The sequence below is a fragment of the Halolamina salina genome (assembly GCF_054653455.1).
Genome location: NZ_BAAIGE010000002.1, coordinates 1,630,546 through 1,651,484, shown reverse-complemented (window position 1 = coordinate 1,651,484; position 20,939 = coordinate 1,630,546). Strand labels below are relative to the sequence as shown.

The window sequence follows — 20,939 nt, the reverse complement described above, 5'->3', positions numbered from 1 at the left end:
CAGGTGCGTTTGTTTCCGATACCCCTACCCATGGTGGCAACAGTGAGTATCGCCGTTCGGTTCGGCGAGGAAGTTGGCGCCGCCGACTGCAGTGCGAATCCAACACAACAATGACAGACAACTCAGACAAGATCCGCAGCATCGTTCTGGCTGCGCTGATGGTTTTCTCCGTCTTCGCGGGGACCGTCGCGTTCGCCGGTACGGCTGCTGCAGGGACGACTGATACTACGAACAGTAGTATCACGCCGTCCACGGTCGACGAATCGACGACGAACACACATACGGTAACGCTCATCGCGAGCGGCGTTAACACCAGCGGCAACGGGAACCAGGTCTTCGCTGTTGACCTGCCCGACTCGCTGGACACGTCCAGCTCGGGCGTGACGAACTTCAACGTCAACTCCGGGAACGTCACCTACAGTGGGACCTTCAACGTCAACTCCACCACCGACGTGGTTACGGTGACGCTTCAGGACTCCAGTGGTGTCAACAGCGACACCGTCAACGTCACGTTCGACATCACGAACGTCGCTACCCCGGCCGTTAGCGGTAACACGACGGCCCAGGCCCAGTTCGCGCTGGACGAGAACGCTAACGGTTCCTACACTGACAACAACGACGACGGGTTCTCTGACTTCCAGAGCCTCACCATCGTTGACACCGGCACCTCGAACCAGAACGCGTCTGTCGTGAACGGTTCGATCATCTACCAGGGTCAGCAGGTCAAGGCCATCGGCTTCGCGTCCGGTCAGGACGTGATCCTGTCGACGGGTACGGCTTCGGACCCCGGTACGTTCCAGAACCGGTACACTGCAAACTCGTTCGGCAACGTCACGTTCGGCACGTCCAACCTCCAGACCGGCCAGAACTACTTCCTGCAAGGGAACAACGGCAACGGTGACACGGCCGGCTTCCAGGTTGTGAAGCACCAGTTCTCCGTCGACCTGGAGGACTCGGAGATCGGGAACGCGGGTGGCACGACGACGACGACCGCCACCTTCGACTCGAACCGTCAGAGCTTCAGCACCTACGTCTCCGCTGAGAACCTCAGCGCGGAGGAAGTGCAGAACATCCTCGACGACGGATTCACGACGACGACGCTGCGCGACCTTAACAACGACGGCACCAACGACGCTGTCGAAGTTACTGTCGACCGCAGTACGGAGTACACGCTGAACGCCAGTGGCATCGACGCGGGCGACTACACGCTCGAGTTCGACGTCACTGACACGACCACGACCATCTCCACCAACATCAGCGTCACTGACGTTGGTGCTGGTGAGGCGTCCTTCACCGACAGTAGCTTCACTGTCGACCAGGGCGACGTTGCGGCGATCAACATCTCCCTCGACGGTGCGGCGACCGGCACCAGCGGTACGCTGGTCATCGGCCTCGAGGACAGCGAAGGCTACCAGGCGAACGTTACCTTCGATGACGGCAACACCGACGGTCAGGTCGTCGTCGAGTTCAACACCTACGCTGCTGGTAGCGCTAACAACGGCACGGTCGTTGAGGCCGCCGCGCAGAAGGACTCGGTGACCTTCAACGCCACCACGAACCAGACGACGATCGACGACATCCTCGCGCAGGGCGACTACACGCTCTCCGTGAGCACGTCCGACAACGCTGCCGACACTGTTGACCAGCCGCAGGATCTCGGCGCGCTGGCTATCGGCCCGCGCTCCACCGACAGCATGCAGCTGTGGACCGCACCGAGCGGCGCCGACCTGAACGCTGACGGTGAGAGCGGCATCACCGAGAGTGACCTCGCGACGCTCATCGACGACGGCGTCATCACTCAGGACGACACCATTACCTCGGGCGACCTCGTGGTTCACCAGATCAGCGCGACTGGTCTGGAGGGCCTCGTGCAGGCTGAGGGCAACCTCAGCGCCGCCATCGGTAACGGTACCACGCTGACCATCACGCAGACGAACCCGGTGCAGAACCAGAAGGCGAAGAAGGTTGACCTCTCGGCGTCGTCGGGCGCACTGACGTTCGTCGAGGGTGACGGTGCGTACTACATCGTCGCCAACACGGGCAACCTCGTGCTGCAGGACAGCTCGAAGAACATCGTTGCGGGAGACAAGTTCAAGGCGACCTTCACGGTCACCGACAACCGTCTCCTCGGTAGCAGCGATACCGAAGACCACCAGTCCGTGAACGCGACGTTCACGGTCGAGGCTCCCTCGACCGAGCTCGACGCTGACCCCGTCGAGGTCGCTGCGGACTCCGGTCAGACTGTCACGGGCACGACCAACTACGCGCCCGGGACGGAGCTGACGATCCGCGTCCGTTCGACGTCGGACGTCAGCCCCGGCTTCTTCAACACCGACACGGTGACCGTCCAGTCCGACGGCACCTTCTCGGGCTCCTTCGACTTCAGCGAGCAGTCGGCTGGCGACACCTTCCGCGTGACCGTCCGCAAGGGTGGCACGCAGGTCGCCTCCGCTGACGGTGAGGTCGTCGAGAGCGTCTCCGAGGAGACGCCGACTGCGACGGCAACCGAGCAGCCGGAGACTGAGACGGCCACGGCAACGGCCACGGCCACCGAGGCTCCTGAGACGGAGACCGAGGCTCCGGACACGGAGACTGAGCAGCCCGACACGGAGACCACCACGACGACGACGCCCGGCTTCGGCGTCGCTGTCGCGCTGGTCGCCCTGCTCGCCGCTGCGCTGCTGGCCGGTCGCCGAGAGTAACTGACTCTCGCGACTCCCAGTAGTTACCACCGGCTCACGCCGGTATTCCGCCTTCATTTCTTTCGACCGCTACACTGGACAGCGATAGCTCTCGCAGTTCGTTCTCGGATGGTAACTGTCGGGGCGGAAGCGAATGAGAGAACCGCCCTACTCCCAGACGACGAATATCGGCGTTTTCGAGACTCGTACCGAAATATCGGCCCCAAGACATTTACTCCATAACGCCGTTATTTTTCATGCCCCTACCCAATGGTAGCGCCGGTAGTATCGTTGACTCGGTCAACGAGAAAAATGTCGCTACCCCGTATCTCCGTATTCAACCATGACAGACAACTCAGACAAGATCCGCAGCATCGTTCTGGCAGCGCTGATGGTGTTCAGCGTCGTCGCTGGCACCGTCGCGCTGTCCGGGACCGCTGCTGCGGCTACGGGTGCTTCCGTCACTGTTTCCAATCCAGCTGATGGAAACGTGAACGAAAGCACGACAGTGGTTCACAACAGTGTGAACCTGACAGCACAGAATTTGAACGATAACAATTCGGGTCAGACCGTTGAATTCGAGCTCTACTTCACCAATGGTGTTGACATCATTAGCACTAGTGGTGTGAGCTCTAACATCTCTTCGAGCAATCAGAACGTTCAGAACGGCAATCTGACGTTCGACGCTTCGCCGAGCAGTTCGAACAAAACGGCGTACTTCGACATTAGTAGCCTCGAAGTGGATTACCCGAGCGTCGACAGTAACACCACAACTGAGCTTCGCGTGAGCATCACGGACTCCGGTGGTCAGAACCTCGATACGTCTCTGACGAGCCTGACGATCGTTGACACGTCCGACACCTCCGACCAGAACGCGTCGGTCGTGAACGGCTCGATCGTCTACCAGGGCCAGCAAGTGAAGGCCATCGGCTTCGAGCGCAACAAGGACGTGATCCTGTCGACAGGCACGGCTGCGGAGCCGGGCACGTTCCAGAACCGCTACACGGCTAACGCGGACGGGAACATCACGTTCAGCACGTCCAACCTCGAGACCGGCCAGAACTACTTCCTGCAAGGGAACGACGGCAACGGTGACACGGCCGGCTTCCAGGTTGTGAACCACCAGTTCTCCATCGACCTGGAGGATTCGGAGATCGGAAACGCGGGTGGCACGACCACGACGACTGCCACCTTCGACTCGAACCGTCAGAGCTTCACGACCTACGTCTCGGCTGAGAACCTCAGCGCGGACGAGGTCGAGAACATCCTCGACGACGGATTCACGACGACGACGCTGCGCGACCTGAACGACGACGGCACGGACGACGCCGTCGAGGTCGTGGTCGACCGTAGTCAGGAGTACACGCTGAACGCCAGTGGCATCGACGCGGGCGACTACACGCTCGAGTTCGACGTCGCTGACACGACGACGACGATCTCCACCAACATCACCGTCACCGACGTCGGTGCCGGTGAGGCGTCCTTCACCGACAGTAGCTTCACCGTCGATCAGGGTGACGTTGCCGAGATCAACATCTCCCTCGACGGCGCGGCGACCGGCACCAGCGGTACGCTGGTCATCGGCCTCGAGGACAGCGAAGGCTACCAGGCGAACGTCACCTTCACCGACGGCAACGCCGACGGCCAAGTCGTCGTCGAGTTCAACACCTACGCTGCTGGGAACGCCACGAACGGCACGGTCGTCGAGGCCGCTTCCGAGGACGACTCGGTGACGTTCAACGCCAGCACGAACCAGACGATGATCGGCGAGATCCTCGCACAGGGCGACTACACGCTCTCGGTGAGCACGTCCGGCGAGGCCAGCACGACCGTCGATCAGCCGCAGGACCTCGGCGCGCTGGCTATCGGCCCGCGATCCACGGACGACATGCAGCTGTGGACCGCACCGAGCGGCGCCGACCTGAACGCCGACGATGAGAACGGGATCACGGAGAGTGACCTCGCGACGCTCATCGACGACGGCGTCATCACCGAGGACGACACCATTACCTCGGGCGACCTCGTGGTCCACCAGGTCTCAGCGACCGGTCTGGAGGGCCTCGTGCAGGCTGAGGGTAACCTCAGCGCCGCCCTCGGTAACGGTCTCTCCCTCAGTATCATGCAGACGAACCCGGTGCAGAACCAGGAGCCGAAGGAGATCAACCTCTCGGCGTCCTCGGGTGCGCTAACGCTCGTCGAGGGTGACGGTGCGTACTACATCGTCGCCAACACGGGCAACCTCGTGCTGGAAGACGATACGAAGAACATTGTTGCGGGAGACAAGTTCAAGGCGACCTTCACGGTCACCGACAACCGTCTCCTCCGCAGCGCTGACACGGAAGACCACCAGTCCGTGAACGCGACGTTCACGGTCGAGGCTCCCTCGACCGAGCTCGACTCCGATGTGGTCGAAGTCACTGCCGACTCCGGTCAGACGGTCTCGGGTACGACCAACTACGCGCCCGGGACGGAGCTGACGATCCGCGTCCGTTCGACGTCGGACGTCAGCCCCGGCTTCTTCAACACCGACACGGTGACCGTCCAGTCTGACGGCACCTTCTCGGGCTCGTTCGACTTCAGCGAGCAGTCGGCTGGCGACACCTTCGACGTGACCGTCCGTAAGGGTGGCACGCAGGTCGCCTCCGCCGACGGCGAAGTCGTCGAGAGCGTCTCCGAGGAGACGCCGACTGCGACGGCAACCGAGCAGCCGGACACTGAGACTGAGACGGCAACGGCCACGGCCACCGAGGCTCCGGACACGGAGACTGAAGCTCCGGACACGGAGACCGAGGAGCCCGACACGGAGACCACCACGACGACGACGCCCGGCTTCGGCGTCGCCGTCGCGCTGGTCGCCCTGCTCGCGGCTGCCCTGCTGGCTGGTCGCCGAGAGTAACTGACTCTCGCGACTCCCAGTAGTTACCACCGGCTCACGCCGGTCTTCCGCCTTCATTTCTTTCGACCGCTACACCGAATAGCGACAGCGCCGTCACACGCAGATACCCCACAACGGTAAGGGATTTACCCGCGCGTCGTCTTCTCCCGATATGGCCGGTATCGCGGGCGCCGTTCCGCCGTGGCTCCTCGACGTGACCGACGTGGTGGCGTGGATCGTCGTCGGCGCGTTCGCCCTCGGCGCGGCGCTCGAGATCCTCACCCGACGGGAGGACGGCGGAGCACTGGACGCCGTCGACGACCAGCTCGAGACTGCCCGAACCGTCTCGGCGTCGGCGTGGGGGCTGTTCGCGCTGTTTTGGCTGCTCCTCTTTCCCCACTTCGCGTTCGTCCACAAGAGCTACGTCGAGGGAGTGCTCGCGCTCGTCGCCGTCCCCGCCTGCCTCTACGCGGGCTACCTGCTCTGGCGGGGCCGGGACACGCTGTTTCTCCTCTCGCGCTCGACGGCGATCATGGGGCTGATCTACCTCCCCTTCGAGACGATCCCCGCCGTCGACGTGGCGGGGCTGCACGTCCCCGCGCCGCGGCAGGTGCTGATCGAGGTCGTCGCCGCCCAGACGGGGTTCATGATGAGCGTCTTCGGGTCGAACCCCGAACTCATTCTGGGCCCGCAGGGGTACCAGAACACCTACGAGTTCGTCGCCAGCGACGGGCAGATTCTCCAGTTCTCGGTCGTGCTCGCCTGTACGGGGCTGGGGAGCATCGCGATCTTCGCGGGGCTGATCGCCGCGGTCCGGGCGCCGCTGCGTCGAAAGCTCCGCGCGTTGAGCGTCGCCGTCCCGATTATCTACGGGCTGAACCTCGTGCGGACGACGTTCATCGGCATCGCGTTCGGCGAGCAACTGCTCCACGTGTTCCCGAACCTCGTGCTGACGATGTTCGGCGGCTCGGACCCCTACCGCGTCTCGTGGTACGTCTCCGACCGCATCATCAGCCAACTGCTCGCCGTGGTCGCGCTCGTGGGCGTCACCTACCTCGTGGTCCGCGAACTGCCGGAGATCCTCACCATCATCGAGGACGTGCTGTTCATGGTGACCGGCGACGAGTACGACCTCTCGGAGACGCTCGACCTCCCCCGCAGTCGGGCGCGGTCACAGATCCCCGAGAACGGGGACTGACGGCTACTCCTCGACGAGATTTTCCGGCGCGCCCGCCAGCGACGCCAGCGCCTCCGCTTCCAGGTGATGCGGCTCGGCGGGCACCACCAGCAGGTGGAGCGGGCCGCCGAACTCCCGCTCGGCAAGCGCGGAGAGCCGATCGGCCGCCACGACCGGCTCGGGGCTGCCCGCGCGGGCGACGACGACCGCGAGCTCGTCGGCCCAGTTCGCCGCGAGCAGTTCGGCGGCGCGGTCGCCGGTCATGAACCGCTCGTCTTCCCCCAGCCCCGCCGCGTCGGCGGTCGGGTCGTCGACCTTGATGTCGAGGTAGACGAGCGTGTGGAGGTCACGCTCGCGGTTTGCCTCGATCGTCTCGATCACGCTGTCGGGCACGTCCCCGCCGCCGTGGGCGCTCGGGAACGGCAGCGTCGTCGCCTTCCCGAAGCGGTAGTTCTGTAGCCCCGTCAGCCCCGCCGCGGCCGACTGGGCGGAGACGCCGTGGATTACCCGCGTCTCGATCCCGCGCTCGTGGGCGCGCAGGCGCAGATCCACGTGCGTGGTCGAGATCATCGTGTCCCCCGCGGTGAGGAAGGCCACATCCTCCTCCTCGGCGGCGTCGAGGATCGGCGCCGGGTCGCGCTCGACCCCCGCGCGGTCCCGGAGTTCGATCTCGGTGTCGTGGTACGCCTCCAGCTCCTTGACGGTCGTGCCGACGAGCCGGCTGGTGTAGAACTCCGCGAACGCGCGGTCGGCGGCGGCCAGCGCCTCCCGGCCCTCGACCGTGATCGAGCGCTCGTCGTAGAGCCCCAGCCCGATGAACGTGAGCATGGTGGGAGTCGGCGGTCCCGGCCCAAATCGGTGTCCATCGGCGCCCGGCACACGACGCGGCGACAAGGACTACGTGGGCGCGGCCCACAGGGGAAGCCATGTCCGAGACGGATCCGGTCGAGACGTCGGCGTCCGAGGATCGCGACCTCTACGACGTGGCGACGTGGGAGCCACGGACCGTCGTCGACCGCGCTGCGGTCGCGGTCCACCGTACGCTCGCGGGCAACGCCCGCCTGCTGCTCGTCCTGTTCGCGGCGCTGGTGTTCCTCGGACAGGTGGGCGGGGTGGTCTGGCTGGCGAGTCAGAACCCCGCGCTGGGGATCGTCGCGCTGCTGTCGGCGGTGCCGGCGTTCGTGCTGGTGGCGTTCGTCTGGCGACAGGACGTGGTCGAGAAGGAACCGTTGGGGACCCTCGCCGCGACGTTCGTGCTCTCGGTGCTGTTCGCGAGCTTCGCGGCGACGGTCAACACCGCCCTCGGCGGGCTGTTCCGCGCGGTCGGCGTCTGGGGGATGGTGCTGTACTTCTTCCTGATCGTCGGGCCGGGTGAGGAGCTCGTGAAGTGGTTCGCGATCCGGCTGTACGCCTTCGAGCGCTCGGAGTTCGACGCCGTCATCGACGGCGCGGTGTACGGCGCCGTCGCCGGGCTGGGCTTCGCGACGATCGAGAACACGCTGTACGTCGTGCAGGGGTTCGTCCGGGCTCAGGAGGCCGGCGCGACACGGGCTATCGGCGCTGCCCTCGGCACCGCCACCTCCCGCGCGCTCGCCGGCCCGGGCCACGTCATCTACTCGGCGTGGGCGGGCTACTACCTCGGGCTCGCGAAGTTCAACCCCGAGAACCGCGGGCCGATCGTCGTCAAGGGGCTGTTGATCGCCGCCCTGATCCACGCGCTGTACAACAGCATCGTCGCGGTCGCGCCGCTGGCCGGGCTCTCGATCCTCGGCTACCTCGCCTTCGTGATCGTCTACGACGGGATCTTCCTCTACCTGCTCTACCGGAAGCTGGCGCGCTACCGCGACAACTACGACACCGCCGTCGGCGAGAAGCCCGAGAGCGACGACGCGACCGTCGACGCGGGCGCCGGCGACGACGGCCCCGTCTGGGACGACGCCGAGGCGGCGGAGTCGACCGACGATGTCGAGTCGGAGCGCGACACCGACCGCTGACGACCGGACGGACCGCGGAGGGGTTAGCTCCCGTCTCCCTCCACGCGCGGGTCGAACACGGAGTAGTAGACCTCCTGAAGGGTGTTCACGCCCGCCACCGCCAGAACCGGGAGCAACACCACGGCGAAGATCAGCCCGGGCGCCCGGCTCCCCGCGGCGTCGATCGTCAGCGTGCCGAACCCCGGCGTCTCGGTGACCCACTCGACGGCGTAGATACCGACGAGGACGACGCCGAGCATCTCCGAGGACAGCAGCGTCAGCAGGCGCGCGGCGGAGTGAGGGAACACGTGCCGGCAGATGCCCAGCAGCCCCACCCCCTTCGCGCGGGCGGTCTTGACGAACGGTTCGTTCGCGTACTGCTCCAGATCCGTGCCGGCGACCCGGAGCTGTATCGCGAAGAGGTACAGCCCCATCGTCGCGCCCGGCCAGATCGCCGCCCGGAGGTTCGCGGGGGAGAACGGTCCCGCCGTGTCGTCGTACCCCATGTCGACGATCTCGCCGGAGGCGTCGATCACGAGCACCGGGAGGTACACCTGCAGCACGTACGCGACCAGGAACACCGGCACCGAGATCGCGGCCGCGCCGAGCAGCTTCGTCTTCGCGCTCGCGTCGCCGCGCTCGACGGCGACCGCCAGCAGTTGGATCAGCGTTCCGAGCACGACCGCGACCGCCACCGCGGGGACGAGGTAGATCAGCGTGACCGTCACCGCCTCGACGACGAGCTCCCGGACGACGACGGTCCGATCGCCGAACCCGATCCGGCCGAGATCGAGCGTGAGGACGCGGACGAGCCAGTCGCCGTACTGGGCGAGCAACGGCTCGGCCCGGGCGGCGAACCGCGGCTCCCGGTAGAGCCCCGAGAACAGCCGCGGCATGTACGCCGGTCGCAGCACGTGCGGATTCTGGACGTACGCGAGCGCGCCGAACACGGCCGTGAACACGAGCCACAGCGTCAGCGCCAGCCGGGCGAGCCGACTCGCGAGCGTCGTGAGGAGGCTACGCATCGTCGCCGGGCGGCCGTCGTCGGTTGGAGGGCGTCACGGTCGGAGGGGGGACGATCCGTCGCATGGACGAGTAGTGCCACGTAGTCACAAACTATTAGGTCTTGCTCACCGCTGTTGGGGCTGTTCCCCCGCCATGAGCGAGCCCTCCCCCCGCGAAGCCGGGCGTTTCGCGACAGTCGACTGGAACGAGTTCGACCCCGAGCAGGCCGCGGTCGCGATGCCGCGCTGGCTCCCGATCAGCGCCGTCGCCCTGCTCGCGGCGTTCTGCTACGACTACGTCGCCGGCCTCCCGGTGGTGATGACCGGCCTCGACTGGCTGCTGGTGTTGGGCCTCTACATGTTCGGTTCGATCGGGCTGGCGGCGCTGCTCGGGGCGCCGGAGCAGGTCGCACACTACTGGAGTCAGTTCCGGACCGATCCCCTCGCCGTCGCGTGTCTGGGCTTTCTGACCGCGTTCGTCGCCGTCGGGCTGTTCGGCCCGTTCCTGGTGAGCGAGCCCAAAGTGCGCATCCTCTACTCCGCCCAGCCGCCGGTGTGGGGGAGCATCGACACCGTGTTCGTCCCCAACTGCTACGGTCCCGTCGTCGACGGCCGCTGCCACGGCTCTTGGCAGTTCCCCCTCGGGACGACCGCCATCGGCGGGAAGGACCTGCTCGTGTTGCTGGTGCTGGGGACGCGGACGAGCCTGAGCGTCGCCCTCGGCGCCGCGGCGCTGATCGTCCCCGCGGGCGTCGGGGTCGGCGTCGCGGCGACCACGATCGGCGGCCGCGTCGAGGCGGCGCTGATGTGGCTGGCCGAGTCGCTCCAGTCGGTCCCCGCGATCCTGCTGTACCTCGTGCTGTTCTACTGGATGGTCGAGGGACGGCTCCGGCTCCTGATCGGCGTGCTCGGGCTGGTGAGCTGGGGCGGATTGGCCCGTCTGGTACGCGACGAACTCAGGGTACAGGAGAACGAGCAGTACGCCCAGGCCGCCCGGATCGGCGGCGTCGACGACCGACGGCTGCTGAGCCGGCATCTGCTGCCGAACGTGATCCCGTCGGTACTCTCGAACGTGACGCTGCAGATCCCGCTGTTCGTGCTGATCGAGGCGACGGTGTCGTTCATCCAGATCCCGGTGATGCAGGGCTCCTCGACGCTGGGCGACCCCAGCAACTTCTCGTGGGGACAGCAGATCTACAACTCCCTGTTCACGGTCGGCCTCCCCACGGCGTGGTGGCTCGCCGGGATACCGCTGCTGCTGCTGTCGCTGACGGTGTTCGCGTTCAACGTCGTCGGCGACGCGATGGTCGACGCGCTGGAGCCGCGGGGCGGGTAGGCGCCGACGGTCCGACACGGCCTTTCCGCTCCGGCCCGTCGATCACCCATGACCGAACGGATCGAGGCCGAAGCCATCCACTCCGTCGCGCCCGAGGAGTTCGGCGAGCACGACCTCGACCCCGAACTCGAGTCGCTGGCGGGGGAGCGCCACGTCGTCGTCTGCCGGCGCGGCGGCCACCCGTCGATCTTCGAGCTCGCGTGGGCGATGCTCCGCCGGAAGCCGATCGAGCCGGTGACGCTGCTCGTCGAGGAACGCGTCCCCGAGGGCGAGACGGTCGACGTGACCGTCGAGGAAACGTCGATCGCCGGCGTCTATCGCGTGGTGTAGCGCCGGAGCGGCCGCGCGGCGAGCAGCCACGCCGCGAGCACGTACGCCGCCGTCCCGAGGAGGTACGTTCCGCCGCTGACGGCCGGCGCCGCGCCGACGCCCAGCCCCGCACCGCTCAGCGCCCCCACGAGGCTCGTGACCAGCGGCAGCGCACAGCCCGCACAGGAGCCGAGCGCGACCAGTCCGCCGACCCCTGCCGAGAGTCCCTCATCGACGACGTTTCGGACCGACAGCGACACCAGATAGCCGAGCGCGAGTACGCCGGCCGCGCGGTAGGGAACGACCGTGAGCGCGACCCCGGCGCCGCTGTAGCGCACGACGGGTCCCCACCCCGGCGGGAGCAACACGAGATCGACGCCCGTCGCCGGCCCCATCGCGGGGGCGACGGCGCCGATCAGCCACGCGAGCGCGAGGACGTAGGCGGCGCCAACGCCGGCCGCGATCCACCAGCCCCGTCGACTCACAGTCGGGCGTTCCGCGTGTCGGACCGCGACCGCGGCGACGGTGAACCAGACGAACGGCACCGCGAGAATCGTCGGCACCGCAAGCCCCGCGTCGGTCGCGAGCAGGTACGCCAGCGCGAGCGCGGACTGGACGCCGAGTGCGAGCACCGCGGTCCGGGCCGGCGCGGGGACCGACCACGAGCGCGCGGTCGCGACGCGGCTCACTCGCGCTCACCCCCGTCGGCGACCGCGGCGTTTCGACGGTCGCCGCCCGTCGTCGCCGGCTCCGGATCGTCGTCCGGGCCGAGCGAGCGCGTCGTGTTCCCGACGACGAGCAGGCTCGACGCCGCCATCGCGACCGCGGCGACAAGCGGCGTGATGACACCCAGCGCCGCGGCGGGCACCGCGACCGCGTTGTAGCAGAACGCCCACGCGAGGTTCTCCCGGACGCGCCGGCGCGTGGCCGCGAGCGTGTCGAGCGCGCGGTCGACGGCGGCGAGGTCCCGACCCACCAGCACCGCGTCGGCGGCGTCGGCGGCGAGTTCGGTGCCGGAGGCGACCGCGATCCCGAGGTCGGCCGCCGCGAGTGCCGGCGCGTCGTTGCTCCCGTCGCCGACCATCGCGACAGTGCCCTCGGAACGGAGCCGGCGAACTGTCTCGGTCTTCCCGGCGGGCGGAAGCCCGGCGTACACCTCGTCGATCCCCGGCACCTCGCGGAAGCGGTCGGCCGCGGCCCCCTCGTCGCCCGTCAGGACGACCACCCGGCGGCCCTCGCTCAGGCGCTCGACCGCCTCGCGCCAGCCGGGACGGGGGTCGTCGCCGGCGACGAGCACCCCGCGAACCGCGCCCTCCCAGCCGACGTACGCCGCGAGGTGGCCCGACGACTCGGCGTCGGCGTAGCGCTCCCGGAGTTCGTCGGGGATCGCCGCGTCCGCGAACAGCGACTCCTCGCCGACGGTCACCCGCGGGCCGGCGCCGACGCGGCCCGAGACGCCGCGGCCGGGGTGGGCCTCGTACGCCGCGACGGTCGAGTCGGGACCGGCCTCGGTGTCGGCCTCGTCCGCGGCGGCGACCACCGCGTCGGCGACGGGGTGGTCCGAGCGCGCCTCGACGGCGGCCGCGTGACCGAGCAGCGTCGCCCGGTCGGTGCCGTCGGCGGTTTCGAGGTTCAGCAGCGCCATCTCGCCGGTCGTGAGCGTGCCGGTCTTGTCGAGCGCGACGGTGTCGACCTCGCGGGCCGTCTCGACGGCGCTCCCGTCGGTCAGGACGACGCCGTCCTCGAGCAGCGAGCGAGTGCCCGCCGCGATCGCCAGCGGCGTCGCCAGTCCCAGCGCGCAGGGGCAGGAGACCACGAGCACCGTCAGCCCGGTCAGGAGTGCGGCGGTCGGGCTGGCGCCGAGCAGCAGGTGGGCGACGAACGCGAGCGCGCCGAGTACGAGCACCGCGGGGACGAAGATCGTCGCGAGCGCGTCGGCCAGCCGCTGAGGCGTGCCCTCGCCGCGTACGTCCCAGAGCAGCGAGACCACGCGGTCGAGCGTGCGCTCGGCGCCGTCGACGGCCCGGACGACGAGCCGGCCGTCGGAGACGACCGTCCCGCCGCGGACCTCGTCGCCGCGACTCCGCCGTACCGGGAGCGACTCGCCGGTGACCAGCGACTCGTCGACCGCGGCGGTCCCCTCGATCACCTCGCCGTCGACCGGGACGCGCTCGCCGGAGCGGACGACCAGCTCGTCGCCGCCCTCGACGGCCTCGACCGGGAGCGTCTCGGTTCCGTCACCTGTACGAACGCGGGCCTCCGAGGCGCGGTCGCGAGTGAGGTCGGCGAGTTCGCCGACCGCCCGCCGCTTGATCCGCTCCTCGTAGTAGCTCCCGACCGTGACCGCCAGCACGACGACGATCGTCACGTCGAAGTACACCTCGGTCCGGCCGGTGAGCACCGCCAGCCCGCTGTAGAGGTAGGCCGTCGTGGCCGCCAGCGAGACGAGCAAATCCATGTTGGGCTGTCGGGTCCGGACGGCGACGTACGCCCCGCGGAGCAGCGGCGCGCCGGTGTACGCCAGCACAACCGTCGCCGAGAGCCAGAGGTTGCCGAGCAGGAACCGCCCCGCCCCGCCCTCCAGATCGAACAGCAGCGCCTCCGGCGGCAGCCCGAAGTAGACGGGGTAGAGGAACAGCACGTACCACAGCATCGCCATCATCCCGAAGAAGCCGCCGACGAGCAGGCGGCCGACCGTCCCGTCGTCGGCGTCGGCCTCCGGCTCCTCGCTCGTCGGGGCGGCCGCGTAGCCGACGCCGGAGACCGTCTCCGCGACCGACTCGGGGTCGGTCGCGTCGGGGTCGTAGTGGACCCGCATCGCTTCCGCCGGGAAGTTCGCGTCCGCCGCGGCGACGCCCTCGTCGGCGGTCGCGCGGCGCTCGAGGAACGCCTCACAGCTCGCGCAGTGCATCCCGTCGACCTGCAGGTACGCGGTTTCGGCGTCGTCCGGGACCGAGGCCTCCGTTTCGGGAACCGTCTCGCGAGCCTCGGCGGCGTCGGCCGTCGCCGGATCGTCGAGGCTCCGCGCGACTTCCAGACAGCCCCGGCAGCAGAACGACCCGTCCACGCCGTCGTCGGTCAGCGGCGGGTCGGGCGTTTCGAGCCCACAGAGCGTGCAGTTCTCTGTCGCGCTCACGGCGTCGGCACCTCCGCGTAGTGGGGCAGGTGGATCTGTGGCACCGGGACACCGAGGAGTCCGAGGCCGTGCAGCAGCGGGAGCAGCCCGAGCAGCAGGAACGCGCCGCCGAGCGCGCGGTGGAGCCGCGACCGGACCGACGCCGGCACCGCGCCGAGCATCGTGGCCGAGCCAACCATCGCCGGCGCCGTGCCGACGCCCAGCGTGCCCAGCGCGAGCGCCCCGGCGACCGGCGAGCCGCGGGCGAACGCGTAGAGATACGCCGGGTACAGCAGCGGACACGGCAGCAGCGCGTGGATCGAGCCAAGCAGCGCGATCCGCGGCCCCTCGGCCCACGTCCGTGCTCGATCGATCGCGACCCCCGAGAGTCGCTTGAACAGCCCGGAGACGCCGGGAATCGGGATTTGTCCGGGATCGATCGGCCGGCCGCGGAGGTAGCCCGCGCCGACGACGAGAACGAGCGTTCCGGCGGCGACGCCGAAGAGCCCGCGGACCACGTCGACGCCGGCGAACAGGCTGCCGCCGGCGACGGTCGCGCCCCCGAGCGCGCCCAGCGCCCCGCCCACGAGCGCGTACGTTCCCACGCGGCCGACCGTCAGGAGTCCCTGTTGGCGTACGTCACGGAGCGTCACTCGGCCCTGTGGGCTACCAGCGTCGCCGGCGTAGGCGGTCACGAGCGGTCCACACATGCCCAGACAGTGGGCGCCGCCGAGCAGCCCGACGAGCAGGAACGCCCCGAGCTCGACGCCGGCGCCGAGTCCGGACATGGCTCAGACGCTGCCGACGACGGACTCCTCGTCGTCGTGCGGGCCGAACATGACGTAGAGCCCGCCGACGACCAGCAACACGCAGGTGGTCGACGCCAGTGCGACGGTGACCCCGCCACTGATCTGTAGGGCGTACAGCCACACCGGGACGAGCGCCGCGAGCCCGATGGCGGCCAACCCTCGTGCGGATACGGACATACACCCCCGTTCGGTCCCATTCAGGTAGGCACCTCCGCCGATTCCTACCGTCTGGGAACTGGCGGGCCGGGTTAATCAATCGGGCAACAAGGCGCCCCCATGGCACCGAACGCGGATAGACAGCCACGGCCTACACGGCGACGGCTCCTCGCCGCCGGGGGGACGGTCGCGACCGGCGCGCTGCTCGGCGCGGCCGGCCCCGCGGCGGCCCAGTCGTCGTTCGACGGCTGGTTCGACGGCGTGAGCAACTACGACGGCGTCGTCGACCGGACCGGCCAGTCGGAGGTGACCGTCGAAGTCGGCGTCGACAACGGGGGACAGCCGTACGGGTTCGGCCCGCCGGCGATCCGGGTCGATCCCGGGACGACGGTCGTCTGGGAGTGGACCGGCCGCGGCGGCTCGCACAACGTCGTCGCGGACGACGGCTCCTTCGAGTCCGACCTCTCCTCCGAGGAAGGGAACACGTTCAGCCACACCTTCGAGAGCGAGGGGACGTTCAAGTACGTCTGTACGCCCCACCAGTCGCTCGGGATGAAGGGGGCGGTCGTCGTCGGCTCCGGCGGGGGCGGCGTCTCCGAGCCGGACTACGGCGACTGGTTCGACGGCGTGAGCAACTACGACGAGACCGTCGACGAGCGCGGCAGCTCGGAAGTCACGGTCGAGGTCGGCGTCGACAACGGCGGGCAGCCCTACGGGTTCGGGCCGGCGGCGGTCCGGGTCGACCCCGGGACGACGGTCGTCTGGGAGTGGACCGGCCGTGGCGGCTCGCACAACGTCGTCGCACAGGACGGCTCCTTCGAGTCGGATCTCTCCTCCGAGGAGGGGAACACGTTCAGCCACACCTTCGAGGAGGAGGGCGTCTACCGCTACGTCTGTACGCCCCACCAGTCGCTCGGGATGAAGGGGGCGATCGTCGTGGGGAGCGTGAGCGGCGGCGGCGACGACGGTGGCGGGGGCGACGGCGGCGGCGAGGAGGCCGGCGGCGGCTTCTCCGTCCCAATGCCCTCGGACTTCGTCGGCTGGCTGGCGCTGCTGTTCGGCGCCGGCGGCGGGCTCGCGGTGGCGATGGTGCTCGGCGCGGAGTCGTACGCGGCCTACCGCGAGCACTCGGCGTCCGAACAGCAGTACGTCGGCGAGCAGTCGACCGAGGCCGCCGAGACCGAGCCGGTCGAGGAGATCGGCCAGGAGTACGACCCGATCGGCACGGCGACGCTGGTCGCGGGCTACTTCGTCCTGATCGCGCTACTGTGGGTGTTCATGTACTTCGTCGAGTTCATCGGTGGACCGACGATCACGGGGTGATTTATGCACGTACATCGATTCGAGAAACTCTGGTTCGGCGCATCGCTCGTCCTGATCGTCGCGTTCCTCGCGACCATCGTCTACGGCGCGGTCGGTCCCGGTGTCGCGATGGTCGACGACAGCGGCGGGACGGTCGATCCGTCGGTCATCGCCGACGGGAACTACGATCAGGTAGAGAACTTCCGGGAGCCTGGCGTGTACGACACCGAAGACGGCGTCGACGTGTACGTCGTCGCCCGGCAGTACCTGTTCCAGCCCGGGAGCTCGGAGCCGATCGAGGTGCCCGCGGGCGAGCCCGTGACGTTCCACGTCACGTCGCCGGACGTGACACACGGGTTCAACCTCGCCGGGACGAACGTGAACTCGATGGTGATCCCCGGGCAGATCGCGGAGTTCACCGTCACGTTCGAGGAGACGGGCGAGCACGGGATCGTCTGCCACGAGTACTGCGGCAGCGGCCACCACACGATGGAGGGCCAAGTGGTCGTCGTGGAGCAGTCGGAGTTCGACGGAGGTGACAGCTAATGGCTACTGAACACGGCAGCGAGACGGGGTTCGAGACGGAGCAGGAGTACGTGGAGACCGACGACGGCACGCGCCGCCGACTGGCGTTCGTCGACCGCTTCCCGGAGGCGGCCCGGACCGCCCGGATCTGTCTGTGGATCGCGTTCGCGTCGTTCGGCGTCGGCGCACTGTTCGGCTTGATCCAGGCGCTGCACCGCACGAACACGCTGCGGATCATCCCCTCGGCGGATTACTACACGATCCTGACCGGCCACGGCGTGCTGCTGGGGCTGGTGCTCACCACGTTCGGGATCGTCGGCCTGTTCCACTGGGCGAACACCCGGAGTCTGGGTGTCCCACCGACGAGTAAGCGGCTGACGCAGGGCTGGCTGTGGACGATGACGATCGGGACCGTGCTCGCGGCGGCGACGATCGTCGCGGGGCTGTTCGACGCGATCCCCGCCAGCGCGGACGTGCTGTACACGTTCTACGCGCCGCTCGAGGCACACCCGCTGTTCTACATCGGCGCCGCCCTGCTGATCATCGGCTCGTGGGGCGCCGGACTCGACTGGTTCCTGCAGTACCGCGAGTGGCGGGAGTCCAACCCGGACGCGCGCATCCCGCTGCAGTCCTTCATGGTGATGGCGACGATGCTGATGTGGTACCTCTGTTCGCTGGGGGTCGCCATCGAGGTCGTCGTGTTCCTGATCCCGTGGTCGCTGGGGCTGATCAGTCAGGTCGACCCGCTGCTGACCCGGACGCTGTTCTGGTACTTCGGCCACCCGGTCGTGTACTTCTGGTTGCTGCCGGCGTACCTGGTCTGGTACACCGTCCTGCCGAAGCTCGCGGGCGGCCGGCTGTTCAGCGACCCGCTGGCGCGGGTGACGTTCGTGCTGTTCCTGCTGCTGTCGACCCCGGTCGGGTTCCACCACCAGTACACCGACCCCGGGATCGCCTCCGGCTACAAGCTGGTGGCGATGACGAACACGTTCTTCCTGCTGTTGCCGTCGCTGCTGACGCTGTTCACCGTCGTCGCGAGCATGGAACACGGCGCGCGACAGAGCGGCGCGTCGGGCCGCCTCGCGTGGCTCAAGGATCTCCCGTGGGAGCGGCCGGAGTTCTCCGGCGTCGCGCTCGCCGGGATCATGTTCGCCGCCGGCGGCTTCTCCGGCATGATCAACGCCGGGATGAACATCAACTACCTCATCCACAACACCATCTGGGTGCCGGGGCACTTCCACCTCACCGTGGGGACGGCGTACGCGCTGACGCTGATGGCGATCTCCTACTGGCTGATCCCACAGCTCACCGGCAAGCGGCTCCAGTTCCGCGGGCTGGCGTCGATCCAGCCGTTCGTCTGGTTCGTCGGGATGGTGCTGATGTCGAACGCGATGCACCGCGGCGGGCTCGCGGGGATTCCGCGGCGCACCGCCGAACCCCAGTACGACCAGGTCAGCTTCGACGCCGTCGTCGGGACGGTCGGCGAGATGCGCGTCCAGATCGCGATCGGCGGCACGCTCCTGTTCATCGCCGCGATGATGTTCCTCGTGGTGATGTTCGGGACGTGGGCGTTCGGGAAGCCCAACAGCCGACTACGGGTCAACGGCTCGATCCCCGAACCGCTCTCGGGGGCCGAGGAGTCGCCGCGGGTGCTCGACAACCTCAAGCTCTGGACGGCGATCGCCGTCGCGCTGGTGCTGCTGGCCTACGGCGTCCCGCTGTACGACATGCTCGCCGACGGGATCCTCTCGCCCGGTAGCCTCCCGATCCCGGCGTAGCGCGCACGCTGCTCCCCGCTCTCTCCGACTGACTCATGACTGATGCCGACACACCGACTGACTCCGACGCCGAGACACCGGCGGACGACGCCCCGCCGGAGGACGACGAGATCGATCGCCGTCGGCTGATCCGTTGGATCGCCGTGCTCGCGTTCGGCGTCCCGGTCGTCGTCGAGGCGCTCACGTTCGGCAACATCATCGGCGACGAACTGCTCGGTGGCGGCGACGCCACGCCGACGGCCGCGGAGACGGAGACGGATCGCCCGGACGCGGTTGGCGTCGACGACGAACTCCTCGACGAGACGGCGGCGACGGAGACGATCACCACCTCCGAGGTCCGGCAGACCGATGGCGGCCGGACGTACGTCTTCGGCGTCGATGTGGAGAACACGACCGACGAGCCGGTCGAACTCCGGACCGAACGCCTCCGGCTCCGCGACGGGACGCTCGTCGACGGCGTGTCGAGCACGGGCAGCATCGCCCCCGGCGAGTCGGGGATGGTCACCGCCGCGTGGTCGATCCCCGAGAGCGCGATGCCCGGTGCCGTCGAGGTGACGGCGACCCGGGGCGAAAAGACGGTGTTCGAGGGGTTCCAGCTGGTGGAGCAGCCGGTCGTGGTTGGGTAGGTGTCGTTTCGGTCCGGCTATCTGCCCACCTGAGGAGGGATTGTGAACTACGGTCGTTCCGCTCGCTTCACTCCTTGGTACAGATACCTCTCACGGCTCTCAGTTTCACTACGTTCGACAGAAGAGCCGGAGGAGGGATTTGAACCCTCGACCTATTCCTTACGAAGGAATCGCTCTGCCAGCTGAGCTACTCCGGCGCGTCCATCCCCACGTACCGGCAAGGCGGACATAAGGGTTCCGAAACCCTGCGCAGTCAGTCGATCCGGTCCAGCCGCGCGTCGAGGCAGACGTTCAGTTCGTGGGGCGCGTACGACCGCACGACGCGCTCCTCCAGCGTCGTCACTTCGTACTGGTCGCCGGCCGCGTCCTCGAGCGCGCTGCGGGCGCGCTCGAAAGGGGCGTCCTCGTGCTGGATGTCGTAGAGGTGGACCACACACGAGTCGCCGGCGAACGCGACCGCCGTGTCGGCGAACTCCGCGGCGGTGTGGGGAAGGTTCATCACCAGCCGGTCGGCCCAGTTCTCGTACTCGTCGGTCAGTTCCCGCACGTCGCCGACGTGGGTCGTGATCCGGTCGGCGACGCCGTTGCGTTCGGCGTTCTCCTCGAGGTACCGGATCGCGTCGGGGTTGAGGTCGCAGGCGACGACCTCCGCGCCGGCGTCGGCCATCGGGATCGCGTACGGACCCACACCGGCGAACATGTCCAGCGCGTGCTCGCCGGGTTCGACCTGCTCGACGACGCGGTGGCGCTCGGTCGCGAGCCGCGGGGAGAAGTACACCTCCGCCACGTCGACGGCGAACTCGTGGCCGTACTCGCGGTGGACTGTCTCCGTCGGCGGGCGCTGTTCGCCCTCGTCGGCCAGCACCGCCCAGTCGCGGACGCGAGTCTCGCCTTTCACCTTGGAGTCGCGGTTGAGCACGCTCCGGACCGGGATGTCCGACTCGACGATCGCCTCGGCGATCTCGTCGGCGCGCTCGGGGTCGTCCTCGTCGACGAGCACCACATCGCCCAGTCGTTCGTACGTCGGCTCGAACCCCAGCAGGTCCGCGGGCGTACGTTGGGGGGTGCGCGCGGGCACGTCGTGCCGGACGACGTCGAGGTCCCCGGGAACTGCGTCGGGGTCGGTGACGGGGATGAACAGTTTCGCGTCCTCGTCCGCGGCACCGTCCTCGACCGCGATACCGTACTCCTGATCGACGAGATCCGCCTCGGCGAGACGCTGTCGTGTCGCCTCGCCGTCCTCGCGGGCGACGGCGACGCAGGGCCGCTCCAT

Annotated in this window: 17 protein-coding genes, 1 tRNA gene and 1 pseudogene; 11 read left to right on the top strand and 8 right to left on the bottom strand. The window is 68.3% G+C overall.

Annotation, left to right across the window (positions count from 1 at the left end; all coding sequences use genetic code 11):
• The first annotated feature begins 110 nt into the window (after positions 1 to 110).
• The 4 genes and pseudogenes from ACYQZ5_RS08905 to artA all read left to right on the top strand — a co-directional run bounded on the left by ACYQZ5_RS08905 (position 111) and on the right by artA (position 6,754).
• Positions 111 to 2,702 (top strand): BGTF surface domain-containing protein, encoded by a 2,592-nt coding sequence (locus ACYQZ5_RS08905; RefSeq protein ID WP_379818254.1) that lies wholly within the window; start codon positions 111 to 113, stop codon positions 2,700 to 2,702.
• Positions 2,703 to 3,024: 322 nt separating this feature from the next.
• A pseudogene (locus tag ACYQZ5_RS08900) lies at positions 3,025 to 3,120 on the top strand (surface glycoprotein); the annotation flags it as partial.
• A gap of 186 nt (positions 3,121 to 3,306) precedes the next feature.
• Positions 3,307 to 5,577 (top strand): BGTF surface domain-containing protein, encoded by a 2,271-nt coding sequence (locus tag ACYQZ5_RS08895; protein ID WP_379818269.1) that lies wholly within the window; start codon positions 3,307 to 3,309, stop codon positions 5,575 to 5,577.
• 151 nt (positions 5,578 to 5,728) lie between these two features.
• On the top strand, positions 5,729 to 6,754 hold the full coding sequence (artA, locus tag ACYQZ5_RS08890) for an archaeosortase A (protein WP_379732669.1): 1,026 nt from the start codon (positions 5,729 to 5,731) through the stop codon (positions 6,752 to 6,754).
• Positions 6,755 to 6,757: 3 nt separating this feature from the next.
• On the opposite strand, the gene dph5 is transcribed toward artA, so the two are convergent.
• Entirely contained in the window at positions 6,758 to 7,561 is an 804-nt protein-coding gene (gene dph5, locus ACYQZ5_RS08885; RefSeq protein ID WP_459845893.1) for a diphthine synthase, read from the bottom strand.
• A gap of 98 nt (positions 7,562 to 7,659) precedes the next feature.
• Here dph5 and ACYQZ5_RS08880 point away from each other — a divergent pair, with 98 nt between their 5' ends.
• Positions 7,660 to 8,727, top strand: coding sequence for a PrsW family intramembrane metalloprotease (locus ACYQZ5_RS08880; RefSeq protein ID WP_379731884.1), 1,068 nt, complete (start codon positions 7,660 to 7,662; stop codon positions 8,725 to 8,727).
• Positions 8,728 to 8,750: 23 nt separating this feature from the next.
• Here ACYQZ5_RS08880 and ACYQZ5_RS08875 read toward each other — a convergent pair whose 3' ends face one another.
• The gene (locus ACYQZ5_RS08875; RefSeq protein WP_379731883.1) at positions 8,751 to 9,731 is read right to left on the bottom strand and encodes an ABC transporter permease subunit; all 981 of its coding nucleotides are present in this window, start codon (positions 9,729 to 9,731) and stop codon (positions 8,751 to 8,753) included.
• Between the two features lie 133 nt (positions 9,732 to 9,864).
• Here ACYQZ5_RS08875 and ACYQZ5_RS08870 point away from each other — a divergent pair, with 133 nt between their 5' ends.
• Positions 9,865 to 11,046, top strand: a complete 1,182-nt coding sequence (locus tag ACYQZ5_RS08870) for an ABC transporter permease (protein WP_379731882.1) — start codon at positions 9,865 to 9,867, stop codon at positions 11,044 to 11,046.
• A 48-nt stretch (positions 11,047 to 11,094) separates the two neighbouring features.
• Positions 11,095 to 11,376, top strand: a complete 282-nt coding sequence (locus ACYQZ5_RS08865) for a DUF7526 family protein (RefSeq protein ID WP_379731880.1) — start codon at positions 11,095 to 11,097, stop codon at positions 11,374 to 11,376.
• Here the strand turns inward: ACYQZ5_RS08865 and ACYQZ5_RS08860 are convergent.
• Genes ACYQZ5_RS08860 through ACYQZ5_RS08845 form a run of 4 tightly spaced genes read right to left on the bottom strand, consistent with a single transcriptional unit; the run spans position 11,361 to position 15,456 of the window.
• Positions 11,361 to 12,044, bottom strand: coding sequence for a DUF7546 family protein (locus ACYQZ5_RS08860; protein WP_459845890.1), 684 nt, complete (start codon positions 12,042 to 12,044; stop codon positions 11,361 to 11,363). The genes ACYQZ5_RS08865 and ACYQZ5_RS08860 overlap by 16 nt on opposite strands.
• Complete coding sequence (locus ACYQZ5_RS08855; RefSeq protein WP_459845888.1) at positions 12,041 to 14,491, bottom strand: heavy metal translocating P-type ATPase; 2,451 nt, start codon at positions 14,489 to 14,491, stop codon at positions 12,041 to 12,043. Before ACYQZ5_RS08855 ends, ACYQZ5_RS08860 begins: the two co-directional genes overlap by 4 nt.
• Positions 14,488 to 15,258 (bottom strand): sulfite exporter TauE/SafE family protein, encoded by a 771-nt coding sequence (locus tag ACYQZ5_RS08850; protein ID WP_459845886.1) that lies wholly within the window; start codon positions 15,256 to 15,258, stop codon positions 14,488 to 14,490. The genes ACYQZ5_RS08855 and ACYQZ5_RS08850 overlap by 4 nt, the downstream gene beginning before the upstream one ends.
• Before the next feature lie 3 nt (positions 15,259 to 15,261).
• Positions 15,262 to 15,456 (bottom strand): DUF8131 family protein, encoded by a 195-nt coding sequence (locus ACYQZ5_RS08845; RefSeq protein WP_379733358.1) that lies wholly within the window; start codon positions 15,454 to 15,456, stop codon positions 15,262 to 15,264.
• Between the two features lie 99 nt (positions 15,457 to 15,555).
• Here ACYQZ5_RS08845 and ACYQZ5_RS08840 point away from each other — a divergent pair, with 99 nt between their 5' ends.
• From ACYQZ5_RS08840 to ACYQZ5_RS08825, 4 genes are all read left to right on the top strand, one after another.
• Positions 15,556 to 16,758 carry a halocyanin domain-containing protein gene (locus ACYQZ5_RS08840; protein ID WP_459845884.1) on the top strand — a complete coding sequence of 401 codons (1,203 nt, stop codon included), beginning with the start codon at positions 15,556 to 15,558 and terminating at the stop codon, positions 16,756 to 16,758.
• 3 nt (positions 16,759 to 16,761) lie between these two features.
• Positions 16,762 to 17,283: a cytochrome c oxidase subunit II gene (locus ACYQZ5_RS08835; protein WP_379731756.1), complete on the top strand. Its 522-nt coding sequence runs from the start codon at positions 16,762 to 16,764 to the stop codon at positions 17,281 to 17,283.
• An 80-nt stretch (positions 17,284 to 17,363) separates the two neighbouring features.
• Positions 17,364 to 19,040, top strand: a complete 1,677-nt coding sequence (locus tag ACYQZ5_RS08830; RefSeq protein WP_379731759.1) for a b(o/a)3-type cytochrome-c oxidase subunit 1 — start codon at positions 17,364 to 17,366, stop codon at positions 19,038 to 19,040.
• A gap of 35 nt (positions 19,041 to 19,075) precedes the next feature.
• On the top strand, positions 19,076 to 19,666 hold the full coding sequence (locus ACYQZ5_RS08825; RefSeq protein ID WP_379731757.1) for a hypothetical protein: 591 nt from the start codon (positions 19,076 to 19,078) through the stop codon (positions 19,664 to 19,666).
• Between the two features lie 124 nt (positions 19,667 to 19,790).
• Here the strand turns inward: ACYQZ5_RS08825 and ACYQZ5_RS08820 are convergent.
• Both ACYQZ5_RS08820 and ACYQZ5_RS08815 read right to left on the bottom strand, forming a co-directional pair.
• Positions 19,791 to 19,863, bottom strand: a tRNA-Thr gene (locus ACYQZ5_RS08820).
• A 56-nt stretch (positions 19,864 to 19,919) separates the two neighbouring features.
• Positions 19,920 to 20,939: a class I SAM-dependent methyltransferase gene (locus ACYQZ5_RS08815; RefSeq protein WP_379731758.1), complete on the bottom strand. Its 1,020-nt coding sequence runs from the start codon at positions 20,937 to 20,939 to the stop codon at positions 19,920 to 19,922.